The organism is Hymenobacter sp. UYP22, assembly GCF_040547285.1.
GTDB lineage: Bacteria > Bacteroidota > Bacteroidia > Cytophagales > Hymenobacteraceae > Hymenobacter.
This window is the reverse complement of sequence record NZ_JBEPPK010000018.1, coordinates 64,233-86,165: the sequence shown is the minus strand read 5'-3', so window position 1 is coordinate 86,165 and position 21,933 is coordinate 64,233. Positions and strand designations below refer to the sequence as shown.

The following is a 21,933-nucleotide window of genomic DNA, read 5'->3' as shown; positions in this document are numbered from 1 at the left end:
TGCCGCCACCTCTTCTACCATCCTAGCACCCAAACCCAGCAATACTTATGGCCAACGGCTTTTTCAACGTTCCTGCTCCCATCAATGAGCCGGTAAAAGGCTACGCGCCCAACTCCCCCGAGCGCACCGAGCTGCTCAAAACTATTAAGGAGCTGAAGCAGCAGCAGCGCGACATTCCAATGCACATTGGCGGCCAGGAAGTACGCACCGGCAAAACGCACTCCATTACCCCGCCCCACGACCACCAGCACGTACTGGGCCATTTTCACGAGGGCGACGCCAGCCACGTCAGCCAGGCCATTGATGCCGCCTTGGCTGCCCGCCCACTGTGGGCCGAAATGCCCTGGGAGCACCGCGCCGCCATTTTCCTGAAAGCCGCCGACTTGCTGGCCGGCCCCTACCGGGCCCGTATTAATGCGGCTACTATGCTGGGCCAGAGCAAAAACGCCTTCCAGGCTGAAATCGATGCGGCCTGCGAGCTGATCGACTTTTTCCGGTTCAACGTGCAGTTTATGCACCAAATTTACCAGCAGCAGCCCGAGAGCCTGCCCGGTATGTGGAACCGCTTGGAGCACCGCCCTCTGGAAGGCTTCGTATTTGCTCTCACGCCCTTCAACTTCACCTCTATTGCCGCCAATCTGCCTGCCTCGGTAGCCATGATGGGCAACGTAGTGGTGTGGAAGCCCGCCTACACGCAAATCTATTCGGCCCAGGTGCTGATGGAGCTGTTCAAAGAAGCTGGCGTGCCCGATGGGGTAATTAACCTAGTATATGTGGACGGCCCCACTGCCGGAGAGGTTATCTTCTCTCACCCCGATTTTGCGGGTATCCACTTCACTGGCTCCACCGGCGTGTTCCAGAACATCTGGAAAACCATCGGCCAGAACATTCACAAATACAAGAGCTACCCACGCATCGTGGGCGAAACCGGCGGCAAAGATTTCATCCTGGCTCACCCTTCAGCCCATGCCAAGGCAGTAGCTGTAGGCATGAGCCGGGGCGCGTTTGAGTATCAGGGCCAGAAGTGCTCAGCCGCTTCGCGGGTGTACCTGCCCTCCAACCTGGCCGACGAAATTCTGGGTTACGTGAAGGAAGACTTGGCCTCCTTTAAAATGGGCGACGTCGAGAACTTCTCGAATTTCATCAACGCCGTTATCGATGAGCGGAGCTTCGACAAGCTGGCCAAGTACATCGACGGTGCCAAGGCCGACCCGAACGCCGAAATTGTGGCCGGCGGCAACTATGATAAATCGAAAGGCTACTTCATCGAGCCCACGGTTATCGTAACCAAAGACCCCAAGTACGTGACCATGTGCGAGGAGTTATTTGGCCCCGTACTCACCGTGCACATCTACGACGCCGACAAGTTCGACGACGTCCTGACGCTGGTGGATACTACCTCGCCCTACGCCCTCACTGGCGCCATCTTCTCCCAGGACCGCTACGCCATCGACCACGCCTCCAAAAAGCTGGTGCACGCGGCCGGTAACTTCTACATCAACGACAAGCCTACTGGTGCCGTAGTGGGTCAGCAGCCCTTCGGCGGCGCCCGCGCCTCCGGCACCAACGACAAGGCTGGTTCTATGCTGAACCTGCTGCGTTGGGTGTCGCCCCGCGCCATCAAGGAAACTTTCGTGCCGGTTACGGATTACCGCTACCCCTTCTTGGGCTCGGCCCCTGCTGAGGATTTGAACCGGGACAAGGGTTTGTAGCGCGAAGCGTTGCGCATCTGCACTGCTAGCACAAAAAACGCCGTCCTAGGAAACTAGGGCGGCATTTTTGGCTTTTACCGGAGACGTATCTGGGGCAGCTGTTCCAGTTTCACCCGGGCGTACAGCTCGGCCAGCGGCACCCGGATGAACAAGGCCGACAGATGGAGTTCATCAGCAAGCGCATCATATATCTGTAACGTCCACTCGTTTTCCGCCCCCGCTGATTCGGGCTGCCGCGTGAGGCACTCCACCCAGCAATAGTCCTGGCGCACCAGCACGTAGTGGCGCAGACTGGGAAGCTGCTGATACAGCCGCAGCTTGATGGTGCGGTCGTAATCGGCGCTGCTGGGGGAAAGCACCTCGAAAACCACACTGGGGTGCGCCAGAATCCGGTCGGCGGCGAGGTCATCGGGGTGGCAGGAAACGGTCAGGTCGGGATAGAGGAAGCAGGAAGCGTCTACCTTCAGTTGGGCACCATCCAGAAACACTTCATACACCCCGTCATCTAGCAGACGCAGTATGGAGGCAGCACCGTTACGAATGATACGATTATGGCTGAGCGAAGCACCTGACATGGCGAAAATCTCGCCCCTGTAAAATTCATGGCGAACTTCGGACACTTCTTCCAAAGCCAGATATTCGGCTACCGTGTAGCGGGGTGATAAGGCGGCAGGTTGTTCCATAAGGCTTGGAGCTACCGCTCCATTGGTGGCTGAGCCCGCATGGGGGCAATGTCAATTTCGTCGTAGATATCCGCTACCCGCAACGTAAGGGCTAGTTCAGGCAGTTCCAGCGTGTCAGTTAGCTCTCCCAACGGCGTGAATGACCACACGCCGCTCGGCTCCCGCCGAAACCATTCGACCAAACAAGTGTGCTGCGATACCAGCACGTAATACTGCAATGACGGTAGCTGCTTGTACTGATTGAATTTCCAGCTTCGGTCGTGGTCGGCCGTGGAGGGCGACAAAATTTCGATGATGAGGACCGGATGGCGCATGATACGCTCCTCGCGCTGGTCGTCCGGGTGGCAGGTCACAAACACATCGGGGTAGGTGTAATACTGGTTTTTCTGTACGGCCAGTTGCACGCTTTCCAGAAACACCTTGCAGCCTTTGCCGCGCACTCCCTGCCGTAGCGCGAAGGCGCAATTCTGCGCAATCAGGTTGTGCCGGGAAGTAGCCCCCGATATAGCGTAGACCTCGCCTTCAAAATACTCGTGCCGCTGCGCCGAAACTTCTTCCAGGGCAACGTATTCTTCTACTGTATAGCGGCGAGGCTGCGCGGATATCGGCTCCATGAGTAAGAAACGAAGGTTCTACTCAAAGATACGCCTTTCCCCCAGAGGCTGATTTCGCGTTTGTTCCGCCCGCATTTCGTGGTACCTTTGCCTTCCATGCCGTATTTACACGGCTTTACCCTGTCGCAGCCTATGCTTCTCGCCGTTCCGACTAATTATCAACCCGCTGACTTTCTGCCGATTGTCGTGCAGTTCGTGTTGGCCATTGCCTTCGTGGCCTTTGCCATGGTGGTTTCCCACTTGGTGGGCCCGCGCCGCAAGAGCGTGGTGAAGGATGAGGCCTTCGAGTGCGGTATCGAGTCGGTGGGCAACGCCCGCACCCCGATTTCGGTGAAATACTTCCTCACGGCTATCCTGTTCGTGCTGTTTGATGTGGAGGTGATTTTCATGTACCCTTGGGCCGTGAACTTCCGGGCCCTCGGCAGCACCGGCTTCTACCAGATGATTGTGTTCCTGGCTTTGCTGATGGCGGGCTTCGCGTACGTTATCAAAAAAGGCGTTTTGCGCTGGAACGAAAGCCGTTAGCAGCAACCTTTGGGCCCGGCCCGGTGTTGCTCTCAAGTGGATTATCTCCGCTTCCTAACCTGACCTTCTCTCATGGATACTAGAGTTCCTGAAATTAAAATGGTAGATGCCCCCGAGGGCATGGAAGGAGCTGGCTTCTTCGCTACCTCGCTGGAGAAAGTGGTGGGCATTGCCCGAGCCAACTCACTCTGGCCCTTGCCCTTCGCCACTTCTTGCTGCGGCATCGAGTTCATGGCTACTATGGGCTCGCGCTACGATATTTCCCGTTTCGGCTCGGAGCGCCCGTCCTTCTCGCCCCGGCAGGCCGACCTGCTGATGGTGATGGGCACCATTGCCAAGAAGATGGCCCCCATTGTAAAGCAGGTGTACGAGCAGATGGCTGAGCCCCGCTGGGTGCTGGCTATGGGTGCCTGTGCCTGCTCCGGTGGTATTTTTGATACCTACTCCGTGCTGCAAGGCATCGACCGAATCATTCCCGTGGACGTGTACATTCCCGGCTGCCCGCCCCGCCCCGAGCAGGTGCTCGACGGCCTGATGCGCATCCAAGACCTGGCCAAGAACGAATCCTTACGCCGCCGCAACTCGCCCGAGTATCAGGCTCTGCTGGCGTCTTATAACATCAAGTAAGCAGTTGGATATAGAGCTTAGAATAGAGAACCTAGAACTCAGCTTGTTCCATTTCTCCTTTCTAAGCTCTTCCATCTAAGCTCTAAGCTCTATTACATGGCTGACCAGAACGAATCCATTCCGGCCCAGGAAGAAGCAGCTGCCAAAGATCCGGCCGCGCAGAAAAACGCGCAGCTGCTGGCGTTGCTGCACCGCTTGTTCGGTGAGGACACTTTCACGGATGTAGAGGAGCCCTACGGCCTACTCACCGCTACCACCACCCGGGAGCGGATTCACGACATCGTGGCTGGTTTGCAGCAGGACCAGGAGTTGCAGCTCAACTTCCTGACCACCATGTGCGGCATGCACTTTCCCGAGCGGGAAGGCCAGGAGCTAGGCATGGTGTACCATCTGCACAGCTTGACCCAGAACGTGCGGCTGCGGCTGAAGATTTTCTTCCCCATTGCCGACCCGGTAGTACCTACTCTGACCGACCTCTACTCCACCGCCAACTGGATGGAGCGCGAGGCGTTCGACTTCTACGGCATCATTTTTCCCGGTCACCCCAACCTTATCCGCATTCTGAATGTGGAAGACATGGACTACCATCCCATGCGCAAGGAGTACGCCCTGGAAGATGGCACCCGCGAAGATAAAACTGACCTTTTCTTCGGCCGCTAACCTGTTAGTACCGAGTAGAGAGTATTGAGTACCTAGTACTCCGAACTGTTTTTCACCTCTTCGTCCTTACTCACTACTCAATACTTCCTACTCACTACTAGAATGGCAGTAAACGACACGCTGGAAGGCACCCATAAAATTATTGAAGAAGCACGCGAACAGCAGGCCCGGATCAATCCGCTGGCCCCTACTGTCAACGACTTCAACCAGGAGCTGACTACGCTGAACTTGGGTCCTACCCACCCCGCTACCCACGGCATCTTCCAGAACATTCTGCAGATGGACGGGGAGCGGATTATTTCGGGCGTGCCCACCATTGGCTACATCCACCGGGCTTTTGAGAAGATTGCCGAGCGGCGGCCCTTCTACCAGATTACGCCCCTGACGGACCGTATGAACTACTGTTCGTCGCCCATCAACAACATGGGCTGGCACATGACGGTGGAGAAGCTGCTGGGCGTGGAAGTGCCTAAGCGCGCCCAATACATGCGCGTGATTCTGATGGAGCTGGCTCGCATTTCCGACCACCTGATTTGCAACGGCATTTTGGGGGTAGATACGGGCGCCTTCACCGGTTTCCTCTACCTGATGGATGAGCGGGAGAAGATCTACGAAATCTACGAGGAAGTAAGCGGCGCCCGCCTGACGACCAACATGGGTCGCGTGGGCGGCATGGAGCGGGATTTCACACCAGTAGCGCTGCAAAAGCTGCGCGCCTGGCTGAAAAGCTTCCCGGCCGTGATGGAGGAGTTCGAGAAGATGTTCAACCGCAACCGCATCTTCATGGATCGGGTGGTGGACGTGGGCGGCATTTCTGCCGAGCGGGCTCTGAACTACGGCTTTACCGGCCCCAACCTGCGCGCTGCCGGCGTCGACTACGACGTGCGGGTGATGAACCCCTACTCCAGCTACCAGGATTTCGACTTCGAAATTCCGATTGGCACCAAGGGCGACACCTACGACCGGTTTATGGTGCGCAACGAGGAAATCTGGCAGAGCCTGCGCATCATCAACCAAGCGCTGGAAAACCTGCCCGAAGGCCCGTACCACGCTGATGCGCCGCATTACTACTTGCCTCCCAAACAGGCCGTGTATAAAAATATGGAGGCCCTCATCTATCACTTCAAAATTGTGATGGGTGAGATTGAGGCTCCGGTTGGCGAGGTCTACCACTCGGTGGAAGGCGGCAACGGGGAGCTGGGTTTTTATCTGGTTTCTGATGGAGGCCGCACGCCCTACCGCCTGCATTTCCGCCGCCCCTGCTTCATTTACTACCAGGCCTATACCGAAATGGTGGTGGGTCAGACTCTCTCCGACGCCATCGTGACGCTGTCGTCGATGAACGTAATTGCCGGGGAGCTGGACGCGTAGTTTTTTGCTGAATTTGACTGATATGGAGACGACTGCCGTCAAGCCGCAATTTTCCGAAGCCGCGCAGGCTGAAATCAAGCGTCTGCTGACCCACTACCCCGACGAGCGCCGCAAATCGGCGCTGCTGCCGGTGCTGCACATTGCCCAGGCCGAATTTGGCGGTTGGGTAAGCCCTGAGGTGCAGGACCTGGTAGCCGAAACGCTGGGCATCAAGCCGATTGAGGTGTACGAGGTTTCGTCCTTCTACACCATGTTCAACCTGAAGCCGGTAGGTAAGCACGTGCTGGAAATCTGCCGCACGGGCCCCTGCATGCTGCGCGGCTCTGACGAGCTGACAACTCACCTGGAGCGTATCACCGGCGCCAAAGTAGGTGGCCCCGCTTCGGCTGACGGCCTATTTACGTTGAAGGAAGTAGAGTGCCTGGCCGCTTGCGGCTTCGCTCCTATTGTGCAGGTGCGCGAGAAATACTACGAGCAGCTTGATACCCCGGAGGCTGTGGATGCCATGCTTTCTGAGCTGCGCAACCAAGTGCACCGCCCCGCTCTGCCGTGGGAAGAAACCGGCCTGCCGAACGCACTGGCCAACAACTAACGTCTTTCAGCTCTGAACCTATGGGACGCAAACTGCTGACCGAACATATTAACGTTGAAGGCATCGATACCTTCGAGGTGTACCGCAAACACGGCGGCTACCGCTCGGTGGAGAAGGCCATCAAAACGATGACCCCCGACGAGGTGGTGGAAGAAGTGAAGAAGTCGGGCCTGCGGGGCCGCGGCGGCGCGGGCTTCCCCACCGGTATGAAATGGAGCTTCCTGGCCAAGCCTGAGGGCGTGCCGCGCTATTTGGTGTGCAACGCCGACGAATCGGAGCCCGGTACTTTCAAGGACCGGCAGCTGATGTCGAAACTGCCCCACTTGCTCATCGAGGGCATGATTACAAGCTCCTACGCGCTGGGTGCCAACACTTCCTACATCTATATCCGTGGGGAGTTGTTGTACGTGCTGCGCATCCTGGAAAAGGCTATTGCTGAGGCCTACGCCGCTGGCTTCCTCGGCAAGAACATCCTGGGCTCGGGCTACGATTTGGACCTGCACGTGCACCCCGGTGGGGGCGCGTATATCTGTGGGGAGGAAACAGCCTTGCTGGAATCATTGGAAGGCAAGCGTGGCAACCCGCGCAATAAGCCCCCATTCCCGGCTGTGCAGGGCCTCTACGCCCGCCCCACGGTAGTAAACAACGTGGAGTCCATTGCCGCTGTGCCGGTAATTGTGAATGACGGTGGCGACGAGTACGCCAAGATTGGCGTGGGCCGGAGCACCGGCACCAAGCTGTTTTCGGCTTGCGGCCACCTCAACAAGCCCGGTATCTACGAAATTGAGTTGGGCCTGCCCGTGGAGGAATTCATCTATTCCGATGAATACTGCGGCGGTATCTGGAAAGGCCGCGACCTGAAGGCCGTGGTAGCTGGCGGTTCGTCGGTGCCGATTCTGCCCAAGGAGCTCATCCTGAAAACTGCCGCAGGTGAAGACCGTCTGATGACCTATGAGTCATTGTCGGATGGGGGCTTCGTGACGGGTACCATGCTGGGCTCGGGTGGCTTTATTGCCATGGACGAGACGACCTGCATCGTGCGCAACACCTGGAATTTCTCCCGCTTCTACCACCACGAGTCGTGCGGGCAATGCTCGCCTTGCCGCGAGGGTACGGGCTGGATGGAGAAGGTACTGCACCGCCTCGAGCACGGCCACGGCCACATGGAGGACATCGACCTGCTGGTAAGCGTAGCCAAGCAAATCGAAGGCAACACCATTTGCCCCCTCGGTGAAGCCGCCGCCTGGCCCGTAGCTGCCGCCGTGCGTCACTTCCGCGACGAGTTTGAGTGGCACGTAACCCACGCCAAGCAAGCCGCCCAGCCCGGCGCAGTATTTCCCGGCAAAGCGGTTCTGGCATAACACCAGAACGTCATGCTGAGCTTGCCGAAGCATCTCTACCGCTTCGCAAGACCATTAGATTACCTTCGGTAGAGATGCTTCGGCAAGCTCAGCATGACACTAGTTTTGCATGAGAGTCGAACTAACGACTTCAACTGATAATGGCTAAAATAACCTTTGATGGCGTTGAGGTAGAAGTTCCGGATGGAACCACTATCCTGAATGCGGCCCGCCAGATTGGCGGCAGCATCGTGCCCCCGGCCATGTGCTACTACACCCCGCTGAAAGGCTCGGGTGGCAAGTGCCGTGCCTGCCTCGTGCGCGTAGCCGCTGGCTCGGCCAAGGACCCGCGCCCCATGCCCAAACTGGTAGCCTCGTGCGTGACGCCGGTGCAGGATGGCATGGTGGTGGAAAACACCACCAATGAGCAGGTACTAAACGTGCGCAAGGGCATTGTGGAGATGCTGCTCATCAACCACCCGCTGGATTGCCCTGTATGCGACCAAGCCGGGGAGTGTGACTTGCAGAACTTCGCCTTCGAGCACGGCGTGAGCACCACTCGCTACCAGGAAGAGCGCCGCACCTTTGAGAAAATCGACATTGGTCCGCTGATTCAGCTGCACATGACGCGTTGCATCCTGTGCTACCGTTGCGTGTTCACCGCCGACCAGATTGCCAAAGGCGACCGGGTACACGGTGTATTGGGCCGCGGCGACGCTGCCGAAATCGGCACCTACATCGAGAACATCATCGATAACGACTTCTCGGGCAACGTCATCGACGTGTGCCCGGTAGGTGCCCTTACCGATAAAACGTTCCGCTTTAAGTCGCGCGTGTGGTTTACCAAGCCGGTGAATGCGCACCGTGACTGCCCCAAGTGCTCCGGCAACGTGGTACTCTGGTACAAAGGCAAGGACGTACTCCGCACCACGGCCCGCAAGGACCAGTACGGCGAGGTAAAAGAGTGGATCTGTAACGAATGCCGTTTCGAGAAGAAGGAAACGTCTGACTGGACCATTGAAGGCCCGGCTCACATCGACCGTTCTTCGGTAATTTCGGCCAACCATTATGAGCTGCCCGTGCTGAACCAGTCGGTAGTGGCCGATTTGCCGGAAAGCACCACCCGCGACTTGCAGCAAAACCCGCCGCTGAAACTGGGGAACTGATTTTAGCGGTTGGCTGATGGCAACTCGCTGTTGGCTTTTCGTGCTACATCCTTGAACATTAAGCTAGCAGCCAATGGCTGTCAGCGAACAGCTCAAACCAATGCTAGAACTACCCGCCCTCGGCTGGCAATCCATTGTCATTTTCGTCGTCTTTGCGCTTTCCCTGTTGATTGCGACGTACTGCACCTACGCGGAACGCGTAATTGCGGCGTTTCTGCAAGATCGAGTGGGTCCCGACCGTGCTGGCCCGTACGGCCTGCTGCAGCCCTTGGCTGATGCCGTGAAGATGTTCACCAAGGAAGAGTTCTTCCCTGGTGGTGCCAACAAGGCGCTGTTCGTTTTTGGCCCTTGCTTGGCCATGATTACGGCCCTGATGTCGTCGGCGGTAATTCCGTTTGGCAACAACATGAGCTTCGGCAACAACGCCTTCTTTCTGCAGGGCATCGAGGTAAACATCGGCATGCTGTGGGTGTTCGGCGTGGTGTCGCTGGGCGTGTACGGCGTAATGATTGGCGGCTGGGCCTCCAACAACAAGTTTTCCCTGTTGGGCGCTATACGTGCGGCTTCGCAGAACATTAGCTACGAGCTGGCCATGGGTATGGCCCTAATTGCCGTGCTGATGATTTCGGGCACCTTGAGCCTGCGTGAAATCACGCTGCAGCAGTCGGTGGCCGGTGAGTGGCACACGTGGAACATCGTGAAACAGCCGCTGGGCTTTATTATCTTCCTGGTATGCGCCTTCGCGGAAACCAACCGTACGCCCTTCGACTTGCCCGAGTGCGAAACGGAGCTGGTAGGTGGCTACCACACTGAGTATTCGTCGATGAAGCTGGGCTTGTACCTGTTTTCGGAGTACGTGAACATCTTCGTAGTATCGGCCGTGATGAGCGTGTTGTACTTCGGCGGCTTCAACTTCCCCTTCCAGTATGAACTGCGCGACTGGTTTGTGAACAGCCAGGGCTGGGAGTTGGCTTCGGCTCAGAACCTGATTACCCTGCTGGGTACGGTAGGCCTGTTCCTGAAGATCTTCGCCTTCATCTTCTTCTTCATGTGGATCCGCTGGACCCTGCCGCGCTTCCGCTACGACCAATTGATGCGTTTGGGCTGGACCATCCTGATTCCGCTGGCCGTCTTCAACATTGTGCTCACCGGCGGCCTCATTTTGGCCGGCGTGATTTAGTAACGACTGTAGCGCGAACTTTGTAGTTCGCGTTTCCCACGATAATTGTCACATCGGGGCCGCCTAACGCGAACTACAAAGTTCGCGCTACTGCAAGCCAAACCCGACTACTCTTATGCAACTCACCAACCGAGCCAAGAAAATAGAGAAGAAGCCGATGACGTTGGCCGAGCGGGCCTACCTGCCGGCCATCTTCCAAGGCCTAAGCATCACCATGCGCCACTTCTTCATGAAGAAGGCCACCGTGCGCTACCCTGAGGAAGTACGTCCTTTCGCTCCCATTTTCCGGGGCCTGCACGTGCTTAAGCGCGACGAGCAGGGCCGGGAGCGGTGCACCGCCTGCGGCCTCTGCGCCGTAGCCTGCCCCGCCGAAGCCATTACCATGGTAGCTGGCGAACGGAAGAAGGGCGAGGAAGGCCTTTACCGCGAGGAGAAGTACGCCATCAGCTACGAAATCAACATGCTACGCTGCATCTTCTGCGGCCTTTGTGAAGAGGCTTGCCCGAAGGCTGCAGTGTACCTACAACCCGACAAAATTGCCCCCCCACGCTACGAGCGGGACGAATTTGTGTATGGCAAAGACCGGCTAGTAGAGCCTGTGTCGCCGGACGAGCGTTCTGTGCGCGGTATTCAGCTCACGCCGGAGCAAGCTGACACGCTGCGCGGTAAACTACAGCAGGCGTAATGATTCTCGTGTCGCTTCGAGCATAGCGAAAAATCTGAGTCAGCCTATTCAAAGGCCAAAGCCAGATTCCTCACTTCGCTCGGAATGACAAAACACCTTCTCTATGTCTCCTCTTTTCCTCTTCCTGTCGTTTGTGGCGCTACTAAGCGCGCTGGGTGTGGTATTTGCCAAAAACCCCGTGCACAGTGTGCTGTTCCTGATTTTGACGTTTTTCTCACTGTCGGGACACTACCTGCTGCTGAACGCGCAGTTTCTGGCGGCTGTGAACATCATTGTGTACGCTGGTGCCATTATGGTGCTGTTCCTGTTCGTGATTATGTTCCTGAACCTGAACGTGGACACCGAGCCGCACAAACCCGCGCTGGCCAAAATTGCTGCGGCCGTAGCTGGTGGCTCCCTTCTTCTCATTCTGGTAGCCGCGCTGAAAGATGTGCATCCTGTTGGAGTAACGGGCACCGCATTCAACTCGCAAATCGGTATGGTAGACCAACTGGGCCTCAAGCTCTACACGGACTTCCTACTGCCTTTTGAACTGGCTTCGGTGCTGTTCCTGGTAGCCATGGTGGGCGCCGTGATGCTCGGCAAACGCGAAGTAGGCGAGCGGAACTTCTAAGACCCTCTACTAGCTTCAGTAGAAACCAAGCGCGGCGGCTGATACATCAGTCGCCGCGCTTTTTTATGTTTGCTCATGACTATTGCTGAAATCAAAGAATACTGGGCGGCTCAAGGTCAGTCCACCTCTACATTCACGTCTGTCCAGCTACCGGATGCTGATCTAAGTAGTAGTACCCGTCAATTTTTGGAAGAAGCCGGCTTACCGATAGATGCGGCGCCTTTTTTATCGTTTGCAAACCAAGATGACCCGCCTTACTTGATTTCAACTCAGTATGATTTTCTACCGGCCAGCTTTGAACGTTACGTATGCATCGGTTCAGACGGGGCAGGTAATCCAATTGTAATCGACAGCCTGACCCAACAAATTCTTCTATTAGATCATGAGAATGAATTTGCTATTCAGTACATGAATTCAACCATTTGGCAATTAGCCGAGGCATTGATAGTGTACTGCGAATTTGGTAAGCAAACTGTGGCACTAAATGGCAAAGACGCTTTTATAGATGCTAACTTTAGTGATGAGCTTTTCACTGACTTACGCCAGAAACTGTTTACAATTGATTCAGTAGCAATTAATGATAATAGCTTCTGGGTTGGAGAGATGCAGAATCTGTTGGCGAACAGAGAATACTACCAAACCGAAAGCGGCACCTGAAGAATCAGATGCCGCTTTCGGTTATTACTTACAGCGAAGCGGTTTGGTCTGGCTCAGTTGCTCGACGGCGCATCCAAGCGGGGCCGGTGCAGACGCCTTCCATTTTCTGGCGGAATTTCTCCTGTTCCTCGGGCGAGAGTCCGGCCATGCGGGATTCCATCTTCTGCTTCCACATGCGGCGCTTCTGGGCCCAACCGGCCCGGTGGCCGCGGCCACCCCAGCCTCCGAACAGGATGCGGGACAGCACCAGCAAGCCCAGCGCCTGCCAGATGCTAATGCTGGGCAAGTTGAACAGATCAGGCAGTAGCCAGTTCCAGAGGCGCATGGTGACGTAGCCCGCCACGGCCACAAACAGCGTAATCAGGAGCAGTATTTTAAGGCCTTGTAACAGGCGGAAGGAGCGGTTCATTTCAGTTGGTTTTTGTAAGAACGTGTCATGCTGAGCTTGCCGAAGCATCTCTACCTCTGGCTATTCAATACTGTTGCAACGAAGCGGTAGAGATGCTTCGACTGCGGCTGCGCCTTCGCTCAGCATGACTAAAACTAATCCGTAAACAGCTCGGTGTAGAGCGTGCGGAGGCGTTTGCGCAGGTGTTGCACGGCGTAGTGCTTGCGCGAAATCAGAGTTTTGAGGGGGACGCCGGTTTCTTCCTCCATTTCGCGGAAGGTTTTGTCTTCCAGCTCATGCCAGATAAACACTTCGCGCTGGGCGGCGGGCAATTCGGCCAGAGCGTCGCTGAGCGCTTCCATGAGCGTTTCGCGCAGCAGGCGGTTCTCGGGGGCATCATCTACAGCGGGCAGAATGTCGGCCAGCAGCAGGGTGTTTTCGTCGCCGTCGGCGGCAAAGGCGGCCATTTCGTTTTCCAGCGAAACGGGCTTTTTGCGACGGTAGAGGTCGGTGATTTTGTTGCGGGCTACCCGGAATAGCCAGGCAGCGGCCTGCTCCACGGGCTTCATCACCCGGTAACTTTCTACCAGCTCCGCGAAAACGTCCTGCAGTACGTCTTCGGCCTCGGCTTCATCGGGAATGCGGCGGCGGATGAATGCCAGCAGACGCTTGCGCTGGGTACGCACGGCTTCCTGTATCTGCAGGTCCTGGTGGCCGGCCGTCATCTGCGAGGCATCGAGTGATAGAGCGAGAGTTTCCATTCTGCAGAGGCAGACGGAATGCGCCGGAAGATACTTTATCGGCAGAAAGAAAATTTTTGTCGAACAAGCAGAACGTCATGCTGAGCGCAGCCGAAGCATCTCTACCGGTTCGTTGGATTACTACTACAATGAAGCGGTAGAGATGCTTTGGCTGCGCTCAGCATGACGTTTCATTTGGAAGTTTTTGCTCCTACAAAAAGTGATACAGGAACGTAATGATGCCGGTGTAGGCGGGTTTGCGGCTGCCTTCTACCTCCAGGGTTACTTCGATGCGGGCTTTGGCAATGCCGCGCAGGTCTTTCACGGATAGCAGCTTGGCACGTAGCCGCACTTGGCTATCTACCGTCACGGCCTGGTTGAAGCGCAGGCTTTCAATTTCGTAGTTCACCTGCATCTTCAGGTTTTCGATGCTGACAATCTGCGTCCAGAGGTAGGGCAACAACGAAACAGTGAGGTAGCCGTGAGCAATGGTAGCGCCAAACGGTGACTCGGTTTTGGCCCGGTCCGCGTCGAGGTGAATCCACTGGAAGTCGAGGGTGGCAGCGGCAAACTGATTGATTTGCTCCTGGGTAATGGTGTGCCAGGCGGACACGCCAAGTTCCTGCTCTTCGTATTGTTGCAGTTCGGAAAGGCTACCGATGGTGAGGCTCATGCGAGTGTGGGAATTGGAAGTGAAGAGACGAATGTACGGCTGCAAGGCGTTGGGCGGTGTATATTCCTTGCAAAGCCTCCTAAGCCTTCTTGGCTGCTTCAACCAATCAATACCTTCGGCTAAGTCACGAACAGGCCTCCGTAGCGAATCTTCGCCCCATATAGTACTAGTAACAGACACATTTAGGGGTGGCGTTTTCCGATTTTCAGGATACCTTTGCCGGCTAGTTGTCCTTACCTGCCTGTGCGGGTAACACGCCTTTTTTTCGCCGTCAGCCCCTGCGCATGGACCAGAACATACCCGAGGTAATCCAAACGGTTCCGCTTCAGTACTACGTTTTCTTCGCCGCTGCTCTATTTTCCATTGGGGTGCTGGGCGTACTTACCCGGCGCAATGCCATCATCATTTTTATGTGCGTGGAGCTGATGCTCAACGCCGTAAACGTGCTGCTGACGGCCTTCTCGGCTTACCGCTCCGACCCCAACGGGCAGGTGTTCGTGTTCTTCATCATGGCCGTGGCCGCCGCCGAAGTAGCGGTAGGACTGGCCATCATTGTAATGATTTACCGGAACCTGCAGAATACCGACGTTAATCTGCTCAACCGCCTGAAGTTCTAACCCCACCCCAACCCCTCCCCGGTGGGGAGGGGCTTAGTTTACTTTGGCAACGTTGTAAAATCGTTGTAGTAGTAAACTAAGCCCCTCCCCACCGGGGAGGGGTTGGGGTGGGGTCAGCCGACCCTGACTTATGCAAGAACCTGTAATTCCCGCTGCCGGCGCGCCGTTCTCCACGTTTCTGTACGTGCTTATTCCGCTGCTGCCGTTTCTGGGCTTCCTCATCAACGGCCTGCTGAACCGCCGGCTGTCGGGCACGGTGGCCGGCGCCATCAGCAGCCTGGCGGTGCTGGGCTCGTTCCTGATTTCGGCCACGCTATTCTGGGAGTTTCTGCATCCCTCGGCCCAATGGATTGCTCCCGGCGCTACGGCGCACCAGGCGTACACCGTCACGCTGTTCGACTGGATTTCGGTTGGCTCCATGCAGATTCCGTTCAGCTACCAGATTGACCAGTTGAGCCTGATCATGCTGCTGCTGGTAACGGGCGTGGGTTTCCTGATTCACGTGTACAGCATCGGCTACATGCACCACGACGAGAACGTGGGCAAGTTTTTCAGCTTTCTGAACCTGTTCGTGTTCAGCATGCTGGTGCTGGTGCTGGGCTCCAACTTCGTGATTCTGTTCATCGGCTGGGAAGGCGTGGGGCTGTGCTCCTACCTGCTCATCGGCTTCTGGAACAAGAACACCGCCTACAACAACGCCGCCAAGAAAGCCTTCATCATCAACCGCGTCGGTGACCTGGGCTTCCTGCTGGGCATCTTCCTGATTTACCTGACTTTCAACTCGGTGCAGTACGCCGAGGTGTTCCAGAAAGCCAGCACCCTGCAGATTGGCACGGGCGTGGTAACGGCCATTACGCTGCTGCTGTTCGTGGGTGCTACCGGTAAATCGGCCCAGCTGCCGCTCTACACCTGGCTGCCCGACGCCATGGCCGGTCCCACCCCGGTTTCGGCCCTGATTCACGCCGCTACCATGGTAACGGCCGGTATCTACATGATTCTGCGCGCCAACGTGCTGTTCACGCTGGCCCCCGATACGCTCGAAGTTATTGCCATCATCGGCGCGGCTACGGCCCTGTTTGCCGCTACCATCGGCCTGGCTCAGAACGACATCAAGAAGGTGCTGGCCTACTCCACCGTTTCGCAGTTGGGCTACATGTTCCTGGCCCTGGGCGTGATGGGCTACAGCACTTCCCTGTTCCATGTCCTCACGCACGCCTTCTTCAAGGCCTTGATGTTCCTGGGCGCAGGCTCCGTGATTCACGCCATGAGCAACGAGCAGGACATGCGCCGCATGGGCGGCCTGCGCAAGTCGCTGCCCATTACGTTCATCACCTTCCTGGTAGGCTGCCTGGCCATTGCCGGCATCCCGCCCTTCTCGGGCTTCTTCTCCAAAGATGAAATCCTGCTGCACGCCTTCGAGCACAGCAAGGTGCTGTACGCGGTGGGTTTGTTCACGGCCTTCCTGACGGCCTTCTACATGTTCCGCCTGCTGTTCCTCACCTTCTTCGGCGAGTTCCGCGGCACCGAGGAGCAGAAGCACCACCTGCACGAGTCGCCGGCTTCCATGACCCTGCCGCTCATCGTGCTGGCTGTGCTGGCCGCCGTGGGTGGTTTCATGAACGCGCCCTTCTTCCTGGGTGAGGAAAACGCCTACCTCTCGAACTTTCTCGCGCCGCTGTTCACCTACTCCAAGCAGCTGAACCCGGCCGCCTTCGGCCTGCACGCCGACCACGCCACCGAGCTCATGCTCATCGGCCTCTCGGTGGGCGCGGGCTTGCTGGGTATTGCAGTAGCCTACGTGCAGTACGTGAGCCGCGGGGTGCGCCCCACGGAAGACGGCGAGTCGCGCGGCTTCCTCGAAAATCTGATTTACCACAAGTACTACATCGACGAGCTGTACAACGCCCTGTTCGTGCGCCCCATTATGTGGCTCTCACGCGGCCTATTCCGCTACGTGGAAAACGGCATCATCGACCCCATCGTGAACGGCTTCGGCCGCCTGACTATGGGAGGAGGTCAGCTCCTGCGCTACGTGCAAACCGGCTCCGTGGAAACCTACCTCATCCTGATGGTGGTGGGCATCGTGCTGGTAATGGCGCTGAACTTCGTGAAGTTTTAATATATGCGCTGGGGAGCAGCTATATATCTTATGCTGATATCTCTATCATCATGTTCTAACGATGGTGGGCTTATAGGTACATGGATATATGCGGATGCCCCTCATGCACCATACACAGAAGATACACTTTGGATAACTAAATCGGATACTGGTTTAGTTTGCACAGTGCACAGAGGTAAATACAAGATTGAAAGCTATTTAATAGATCCTAATAACTCATTCAATAGCAGATTCATGATTGGCTGTTTTGAATACGATTTAACATACAAGCTTAAGCCAACAACAAAAAAAGACTCATTAACTGTATTCATGATTAGTAACCGTCATAAGGGCCTTAAACCTAATATCCTTTCTTATACCAGAAGCTCTATATAACATCAGTTACCACAACGACACCGCACCCTCACAGTAAAGCATGCTGACTGTCCTTCTTCTACTCTGGCCCGTGGCGGCCGCCCTGCTGCTGCACTTCTTCAAAGGCCGTGCGGCCCGGGTTCCGGCGCTGGGCGCGGCCCTGGTTGAATTTGCGCTGGCAGCTTATGCCGCCATTACCTTCAACGGCAACCACAGCGGCCAATTCTCCTACAACCTCAACTGGATTCCCTCGGCGGGCATTCAGTTCGCGGTGGGCATGGACGGGCTGAGCCTGCTGCTGGTGCTGCTGACGGCCGTGCTGGTGCCGGTGATTCTGCTGAGCGCCTTCCGCCGCAACTTCGAGAACGAGTCGGTGTTTTACGCGCTGGTGCTGTTCATGCAAACCGGACTGATTGGCGTGTTCACGGCCCAGGATGCTTTCCTGTTTTACTTCATGTGGGAAGTGGCCCTAATTCCGATTTACTTCCTGGCTGGCGTGTGGGGCGGCGTGAACCGGGCCCGCGTTACGTTCAAGTTCTTTCTGTACACCATCATCGGCTCGCTGTTCATGCTGGCCGGCTTCGTGTATCTCTACTTCCAGACCGGCCCCTCCCCTGACGGCCTCTCGGCCCACAACTCGGCCCTGGCCTCGTTCTACGCTCTGAACCTGCCAGCCGAAACGCAGGTATGGCTATTCTGGCTGATTTTCGCAGCCTTCGCCGTGAAGATGCCCATTTTCCCCTTCCACACCTGGCAGCCCGACACCTACACCGAGGCCCCGGCCCCAGCCACCATGCTGCTTTCGGGCATCATGCTGAAAATGGGTATCTACGGCTGCATGCGCTGGCTGCTACCGGTGGTGCCGATGGGCGTTGACTACTGGCAGAACTTGGTACTGATTCTGGCCATCATCGGCATCATCTATGGGGCCATCATTGCCATCCGTCAGCAGGACGTGAAGCGCCTGATTGCCTACTCCTCCCTCTCCCACGTGGGGTTGATGATTGCCGGCGTGTTCTCCCTTACTCAGATGGGGATGCAGGGCGCCAGCATCCAGATGCTGGCCCACGGCGTGAACGTGGTGGGAATGTTCTTCATTGCCGACGCCATTGAGCGTCGCACCGGCACCCGCAACATTGCCGACCTGGGCGGCCTCACCCGCAAAGCGCCCGTCCTGACGGTGTGCTTCCTGGTGTTGCTGCTGGGTACGGTGGCTTTGCCCCTTACCAACGGTTTCGTGGGTGAGTTCCTGCTGCTGGCCGGGGTGTACCAGTTCAACGCTTGGATGGGCGCGGTAGCCGGTGTAACCATCATTCTGGGCGCGGTGTACCTGCTACGTATGTTCCAGCGCGTGATGCTCGGCCCCGATTCCTCGTTCACTGAAACCTTCACTGACCTCACCGGCTCGGAGTTGGCCCTGCTGGTGCCGCTCATCGTGCTGGTGTTCTGGATTGGCCTGTTCCCCAACACGTTCCTGCACCTGTCGGAAGGCAGCGTGCTGAATATTCTGAACGAGGTAGTAAAACGGTAACCCCTCCCGCGTCCCAGGGCTGAAGCCCTGGGCTACGTAGCGCTTCCCACGTTTCATCTGGCTATTCGGGCCGCTTTCATACACGCTCCATAGCCCAGGGTTTCAACCCTGGGAACTCCAGCCGACCATATGAATTCCATCATTCTACTTTCCGTTCTGGGCCTGGGTAACCTCTTCCTGGGGTTCCGCCGCTCCAACCGGCTGCTGCTGCCCGTGATGATGCTCATCCTGGGCGCGGTGCTGACGGTGAACTTCCTCGATTGGGGTACCTCGCAGTCGTTCTTCAACGGCATGCTCACCATCGACAACTTTTCGGTGGCCTTCACGGGTATCGTGCTGTTGACGGCGCTGGTGCTGATTCCCTTCTCCCAGAAATACGTGCTCGACGGCGAAGCCAACCTGGCCGAGTACTACTCGCTGCTGCTGTTCTCGCTGGTGGGCGCCATTATGCTGGTGAGCTATAACCACCTGCTGATGCTGTTTCTGGGCATCGAAATCCTAAGCGTGGCCATGTACGTGCTGGCCGGCTCCGATAAGCGCAACCTGCGTTCCAACGAAGCCGCCCTCAAGTACTTCCTGATGGGTGCTTTCTTTACCGGCGTGCTGCTGTTTGGCTTGGCGCTGGTGTACGGGGCTACCGGCACGTTCGTGCTCAGCGAAATCAGCTTCGCGGTGCAGAATCCGGCTCCCGGCTTCGAGTCGCTGAAGCCGATGCTGTACATTGGTATGCTGCTGATGTTCATCGGCATGGGTTTCAAGGTATCGGCCGCGCCCTTCCACTTCTGGACGCCCGACGTGTACGAGGGTACGCCTACGTTCTTCGCCGCGTTTATGAGCACCATTGTGAAGACGGCCGGTTTTGCCGCCTTCCTGAAGCTGCTGGTGCAGGCCTTCCCGGCTGCCAATGCCCAGGGCATCTGGCTGCCCACACTCACGGCCATGTGCGTACTTACCCTGCTTATCGGCAACGTGGGTGCGGTAGCCCAGACCAGCATCAAGCGGATGCTGGCCTACTCCAGCGTATCCCATGCCGGCTACCTGCTGATTGCGCTGGTGGCTTACAACGGGCAGCTGGAAGGCGCTTCGGCCAATGGTATTCTGTTCTACTCCCTGGCCTACTCCGTAGCTACCGTGGCTGCCTTTGGGGTGGTGAAACTGGTGGCCGATGCCCGGATGCGCGAGGACTACAACGGCCTGAACGGGCTGGCCAAAACCAACCCGCTGCTGGCCTTCTCGCTCACAGTTTCGATGCTGAGCCTGGCCGGCATTCCGCTCACGGGTGGCTTCTTCGGCAAGTTCTTCGTGTTTTCGGCGGCCGTAGAGAATGGCTACATCGGCCTCGTGGTATTTGCCGTGGTGATGTCGATGGTGAGCATTTACTACTACCTGCGCCCCATCATCAGCATGTACATGCGCGACACCGACGCCACGACCAACGAAGTAGTACCGGTAACCACGTTCCAAGCCGGCGCACTGCTGCTGCTGGCTTTGCTGACTGTACTGTTAGGCGTGCTACCCGGTTTGGTAGCCGGCATACTCTAGAACTTTCTTCCTCACAAATACAAAAAGAGCGGCCTTTATAGGCCGCTCTTTTTGCGTTACTGCCACTCATTTCTTCAATACCCGAATACTGATGCGGCGGTTGAGGGCGCGGCCCTCGGGCGTGGTATTGGGGGTGATGAAGTACTTGCCGCCGTAGCCTTTAGCCTGCACCCGGTTCATATCAACGCCCATGCTGGCAATGGCTAGCATAGCCGTTTTGGCCCGCTCCTCGCTGAGTTGGAAGTTCTTAAGTGGGTTGCCGGTACTGTCCGTATAGCCCCCCAACTTTACCACCGAAGCCGGGAAGGTTTTTAGGATGCTGGCCACGTTGCGGAGCTGCAAGAACGACTCATCGGTGAGGGTAGTTGAGCCCGGCTCAAAGTACACTCTATCAAAGTTGATCCAGCCTTTGGTCCGATTTATTGAATCGACTTGCTGGGTGGGGTCGGCCAGGAAGGTATACAGGCGGTTTTCGGTGGAGGTAGCCCCTACTTTTTGGGTGGTACCATCGGCCAGGTGCAGAATGAGTGGTTGCCCGGTGTCGTAGATATAATTCCCACTGCTGGCATCATAGCGCCCGGTTTGCTCAGGTGCAGGTTTCTCGGCTGGGGCCGCCGTAGCGCGCGTCAGAGCGGTAGCGTTGCCGAAGGGTGTTTCGCGCCAGTTACCAAACAGGTAGCCTACTACTACGGCCGCTAGCAGCAGCACCCCCCATTGCCAGCGTGTGGCGGGCGTGTGCTCAGCTGGCTCGACTGGGGCCGACGTATAGGTTTGCCCTCCACTCACGGGTGCCCATCTTCCTTGCGCCTGGAGTGCGGCCGCTCCCTCAACGGCAGGCTCCATTAGCCTCGACACCGGATTTGGGTCTGTGGTTAGGGTTCCAGTGAGGCTGCCCCCCTGCTCGGTTAGCCATGATGCCAGCCTGGGTGGGTCGAGCGTATGTTCCTGACTGTACTCTCCAATTACGCCCAATGCAGCTACGGCCGCCGCGCTCAGCACCCGCTCGGCAGCTGGCAAGCCGGTACTGGCACCAGTGGCTATCCGCATGGCAGTGAAGTGGTACGTGTCGCCTAGCAGTCCTCGCATGAGGGCTTCCCCCCGAGTCATCCAGCCCGCGTGGTTTTCGACTGCCATAGGCTCCAGTACGCTAGCTCCGTAGGCCTCCCGGCCCAGTTTCCAGATGGTGTCGGGGCCATCGGGGCCACTTACCCGGCCGGCCAGGGCCTGAATGGCTACCGGAATGGCCCGGCTGAGTGCCAAGCGGAGTGTTTCGGCACTCTCCTGGGTTTCCTGGGTAAGTTGTTCAAGCAGCTCCGTGCTGAATGAAACCCGAGTGACGCTTGCCAGTGACTGTTCCATAGTTTCCTTCCCTTTTGTCCAACATGAATAAAACTACATTTTTTATTTGAATAGTTACTACAATATCCACACACCTGACAGCAAACCGGGCAAGGATCAAGGCCGGCTCTTATTATCATTTTACGGCCTTGGCATGGTTAGCACCTAGTACTAGGTCTACATCTGCAGGCATGCGCTTCTTCTCA

Annotated in this window: 22 protein-coding genes; 16 read left to right on the top strand and 6 right to left on the bottom strand. The window is 56.9% G+C overall.

Annotated elements, in window-relative coordinates; all coding sequences use genetic code 11:
• The first annotated feature begins 47 nt into the window (after positions 1-47).
• Entirely contained in the window at positions 48-1,712 is a 1,665-nt protein-coding gene (gene pruA / locus ABIB60_RS20680; RefSeq protein WP_354582270.1) for an L-glutamate gamma-semialdehyde dehydrogenase, read from the top strand.
• 74 nt (positions 1,713-1,786) lie between these two features.
• On the opposite strand, the gene ABIB60_RS20675 is transcribed toward pruA, so the two are convergent.
• Together ABIB60_RS20675 and ABIB60_RS20670 are read right to left on the bottom strand one after the other, a co-directional pair.
• Positions 1,787-2,395 carry a Uma2 family endonuclease gene (locus ABIB60_RS20675; RefSeq protein WP_354582269.1) on the bottom strand — a complete coding sequence of 203 codons (609 nt, stop codon included), beginning with the start codon at positions 2,393-2,395 and terminating at the stop codon, positions 1,787-1,789.
• A gap of 11 nt (positions 2,396-2,406) precedes the next feature.
• Complete coding sequence (locus ABIB60_RS20670; RefSeq protein ID WP_354582268.1) at positions 2,407-3,009, bottom strand: Uma2 family endonuclease; 603 nt, start codon at positions 3,007-3,009, stop codon at positions 2,407-2,409.
• Positions 3,010-3,141: 132 nt separating this feature from the next.
• On the opposite strand from ABIB60_RS20670, the gene ABIB60_RS20665 reads away from it, so the two are divergent.
• The 11 genes from ABIB60_RS20665 to ABIB60_RS20615 all read left to right on the top strand — a co-directional run bounded on the left by ABIB60_RS20665 (position 3,142) and on the right by ABIB60_RS20615 (position 12,425).
• On the top strand, positions 3,142-3,534 hold the full coding sequence (locus ABIB60_RS20665) for an NADH-quinone oxidoreductase subunit A (RefSeq protein ID WP_315999914.1): 393 nt from the start codon (positions 3,142-3,144) through the stop codon (positions 3,532-3,534).
• A 72-nt stretch (positions 3,535-3,606) separates the two neighbouring features.
• A complete protein-coding gene (locus tag ABIB60_RS20660) occupies positions 3,607-4,161 on the top strand; it encodes an NADH-quinone oxidoreductase subunit B (protein ID WP_315999915.1) in 555 nt (184 codons plus the stop codon).
• Between the two features lie 96 nt (positions 4,162-4,257).
• On the top strand, positions 4,258-4,821 hold the full coding sequence (locus ABIB60_RS20655) for an NADH-quinone oxidoreductase subunit C (protein ID WP_354582267.1): 564 nt from the start codon (positions 4,258-4,260) through the stop codon (positions 4,819-4,821).
• 102 nt (positions 4,822-4,923) lie between these two features.
• Entirely contained in the window at positions 4,924-6,192 is a 1,269-nt protein-coding gene (locus tag ABIB60_RS20650; RefSeq protein ID WP_354582266.1) for an NADH-quinone oxidoreductase subunit D, read from the top strand.
• A 22-nt stretch (positions 6,193-6,214) separates the two neighbouring features.
• Complete coding sequence (locus tag ABIB60_RS20645) at positions 6,215-6,784, top strand: NADH-quinone oxidoreductase subunit NuoE family protein (RefSeq protein ID WP_354582265.1); 570 nt, start codon at positions 6,215-6,217, stop codon at positions 6,782-6,784.
• Positions 6,785-6,804: 20 nt separating this feature from the next.
• On the top strand, positions 6,805-8,145 hold the full coding sequence (gene nuoF / locus ABIB60_RS20640; RefSeq protein WP_354582264.1) for an NADH-quinone oxidoreductase subunit NuoF: 1,341 nt from the start codon (positions 6,805-6,807) through the stop codon (positions 8,143-8,145).
• Between the two features lie 140 nt (positions 8,146-8,285).
• Positions 8,286-9,290 (top strand): NADH-quinone oxidoreductase subunit G, encoded by a 1,005-nt coding sequence (locus ABIB60_RS20635; protein WP_315999920.1) that lies wholly within the window; start codon positions 8,286-8,288, stop codon positions 9,288-9,290.
• A 100-nt stretch (positions 9,291-9,390) separates the two neighbouring features.
• Positions 9,391-10,470 carry an NADH-quinone oxidoreductase subunit NuoH gene (gene nuoH, locus ABIB60_RS20630; protein ID WP_354582263.1) on the top strand — a complete coding sequence of 360 codons (1,080 nt, stop codon included), beginning with the start codon at positions 9,391-9,393 and terminating at the stop codon, positions 10,468-10,470.
• A gap of 115 nt (positions 10,471-10,585) precedes the next feature.
• Positions 10,586-11,155 (top strand): NuoI/complex I 23 kDa subunit family protein, encoded by a 570-nt coding sequence (locus ABIB60_RS20625; protein ID WP_354582262.1) that lies wholly within the window; start codon positions 10,586-10,588, stop codon positions 11,153-11,155.
• Between the two features lie 103 nt (positions 11,156-11,258).
• Positions 11,259-11,768 (top strand): NADH-quinone oxidoreductase subunit J family protein, encoded by a 510-nt coding sequence (locus tag ABIB60_RS20620; protein ID WP_125430241.1) that lies wholly within the window; start codon positions 11,259-11,261, stop codon positions 11,766-11,768.
• Positions 11,769-11,843: 75 nt separating this feature from the next.
• Complete coding sequence (locus ABIB60_RS20615; RefSeq protein WP_354582261.1) at positions 11,844-12,425, top strand: SUKH-4 family immunity protein; 582 nt, start codon at positions 11,844-11,846, stop codon at positions 12,423-12,425.
• Positions 12,426-12,453: 28 nt separating this feature from the next.
• On the opposite strand, the gene ABIB60_RS20610 is transcribed toward ABIB60_RS20615, so the two are convergent.
• The 3 genes from ABIB60_RS20610 to ABIB60_RS20600 form a co-directional block, all read right to left on the bottom strand.
• Entirely contained in the window at positions 12,454-12,834 is a 381-nt protein-coding gene (locus ABIB60_RS20610) for a hypothetical protein (RefSeq protein ID WP_354582260.1), read from the bottom strand.
• Positions 12,835-12,968: 134 nt separating this feature from the next.
• Positions 12,969-13,574: an RNA polymerase sigma factor gene (locus ABIB60_RS20605; RefSeq protein WP_354582259.1), complete on the bottom strand. Its 606-nt coding sequence runs from the start codon at positions 13,572-13,574 to the stop codon at positions 12,969-12,971.
• 190 nt (positions 13,575-13,764) lie between these two features.
• A complete protein-coding gene (locus tag ABIB60_RS20600; protein ID WP_354582258.1) occupies positions 13,765-14,226 on the bottom strand; it encodes a MaoC family dehydratase in 462 nt (153 codons plus the stop codon).
• A gap of 284 nt (positions 14,227-14,510) precedes the next feature.
• Between ABIB60_RS20600 and nuoK the strand changes: the two genes are divergently transcribed.
• The 4 genes from nuoK to ABIB60_RS20580 all read left to right on the top strand — a co-directional run bounded on the left by nuoK (position 14,511) and on the right by ABIB60_RS20580 (position 20,389).
• A complete protein-coding gene (gene nuoK, locus ABIB60_RS20595) occupies positions 14,511-14,843 on the top strand; it encodes an NADH-quinone oxidoreductase subunit NuoK (RefSeq protein ID WP_315999926.1) in 333 nt (110 codons plus the stop codon).
• 130 nt (positions 14,844-14,973) lie between these two features.
• Complete coding sequence (nuoL, locus tag ABIB60_RS20590; protein ID WP_354582257.1) at positions 14,974-16,962, top strand: NADH-quinone oxidoreductase subunit L; 1,989 nt, start codon at positions 14,974-14,976, stop codon at positions 16,960-16,962.
• Between the two features lie 415 nt (positions 16,963-17,377).
• Entirely contained in the window at positions 17,378-18,847 is a 1,470-nt protein-coding gene (locus tag ABIB60_RS20585; protein WP_354582256.1) for a complex I subunit 4 family protein, read from the top strand.
• Positions 18,848-18,976: 129 nt separating this feature from the next.
• The gene (locus ABIB60_RS20580) at positions 18,977-20,389 is read left to right on the top strand and encodes an NADH-quinone oxidoreductase subunit N (protein ID WP_354582255.1); all 1,413 of its coding nucleotides are present in this window, start codon (positions 18,977-18,979) and stop codon (positions 20,387-20,389) included.
• Between the two features lie 66 nt (positions 20,390-20,455).
• Here ABIB60_RS20580 and ABIB60_RS20575 read toward each other — a convergent pair whose 3' ends face one another.
• A complete protein-coding gene (locus ABIB60_RS20575) occupies positions 20,456-21,748 on the bottom strand; it encodes an OmpA family protein (protein WP_354582254.1) in 1,293 nt (430 codons plus the stop codon).
• Positions 21,749-21,933: the final 185 nt, after the last annotated feature.

Bases quoted from the DNA above. Each gene is read 5' to 3' on its own strand.
- pruA (WP_354582270.1), top strand. From the start codon at position 48: ATGGCCAACGGCTTTTTCAACGTTCCTGCTCCCATCAATGAGCCGGTA.
- ABIB60_RS20675 (WP_354582269.1), bottom strand. From the start codon at position 2,395: ATGGAACAACCTGCCGCCTTATCACCCCGCTACACGGTAGCCGAATAT.
- ABIB60_RS20670 (WP_354582268.1), bottom strand. From the start codon at position 3,009: ATGGAGCCGATATCCGCGCAGCCTCGCCGCTATACAGTAGAAGAATAC.
- ABIB60_RS20665 (WP_315999914.1), top strand. From the start codon at position 3,142: ATGCTTCTCGCCGTTCCGACTAATTATCAACCCGCTGACTTTCTGCCG.
- ABIB60_RS20660 (WP_315999915.1), top strand. From the start codon at position 3,607: ATGGATACTAGAGTTCCTGAAATTAAAATGGTAGATGCCCCCGAGGGC.
- ABIB60_RS20655 (WP_354582267.1), top strand. From the start codon at position 4,258: ATGGCTGACCAGAACGAATCCATTCCGGCCCAGGAAGAAGCAGCTGCC.
- ABIB60_RS20650 (WP_354582266.1), top strand. From the start codon at position 4,924: ATGGCAGTAAACGACACGCTGGAAGGCACCCATAAAATTATTGAAGAA.
- ABIB60_RS20645 (WP_354582265.1), top strand. From the start codon at position 6,215: ATGGAGACGACTGCCGTCAAGCCGCAATTTTCCGAAGCCGCGCAGGCT.
- nuoF (WP_354582264.1), top strand. From the start codon at position 6,805: ATGGGACGCAAACTGCTGACCGAACATATTAACGTTGAAGGCATCGAT.
- ABIB60_RS20635 (WP_315999920.1), top strand. From the start codon at position 8,286: ATGGCTAAAATAACCTTTGATGGCGTTGAGGTAGAAGTTCCGGATGGA.
- nuoH (WP_354582263.1), top strand. From the start codon at position 9,391: ATGCTAGAACTACCCGCCCTCGGCTGGCAATCCATTGTCATTTTCGTC.
- ABIB60_RS20625 (WP_354582262.1), top strand. From the start codon at position 10,586: ATGCAACTCACCAACCGAGCCAAGAAAATAGAGAAGAAGCCGATGACG.
- ABIB60_RS20620 (WP_125430241.1), top strand. From the start codon at position 11,259: ATGTCTCCTCTTTTCCTCTTCCTGTCGTTTGTGGCGCTACTAAGCGCG.
- ABIB60_RS20615 (WP_354582261.1), top strand. From the start codon at position 11,844: ATGACTATTGCTGAAATCAAAGAATACTGGGCGGCTCAAGGTCAGTCC.
- ABIB60_RS20610 (WP_354582260.1), bottom strand. From the start codon at position 12,834: ATGAACCGCTCCTTCCGCCTGTTACAAGGCCTTAAAATACTGCTCCTG.
- ABIB60_RS20605 (WP_354582259.1), bottom strand. From the start codon at position 13,574: ATGGAAACTCTCGCTCTATCACTCGATGCCTCGCAGATGACGGCCGGC.
- ABIB60_RS20600 (WP_354582258.1), bottom strand. From the start codon at position 14,226: ATGAGCCTCACCATCGGTAGCCTTTCCGAACTGCAACAATACGAAGAG.
- nuoK (WP_315999926.1), top strand. From the start codon at position 14,511: ATGGACCAGAACATACCCGAGGTAATCCAAACGGTTCCGCTTCAGTAC.
- nuoL (WP_354582257.1), top strand. From the start codon at position 14,974: ATGCAAGAACCTGTAATTCCCGCTGCCGGCGCGCCGTTCTCCACGTTT.
- ABIB60_RS20585 (WP_354582256.1), top strand. From the start codon at position 17,378: ATGCTGACTGTCCTTCTTCTACTCTGGCCCGTGGCGGCCGCCCTGCTG.
- ABIB60_RS20580 (WP_354582255.1), top strand. From the start codon at position 18,977: ATGAATTCCATCATTCTACTTTCCGTTCTGGGCCTGGGTAACCTCTTC.
- ABIB60_RS20575 (WP_354582254.1), bottom strand. From the start codon at position 21,748: ATGGAACAGTCACTGGCAAGCGTCACTCGGGTTTCATTCAGCACGGAG.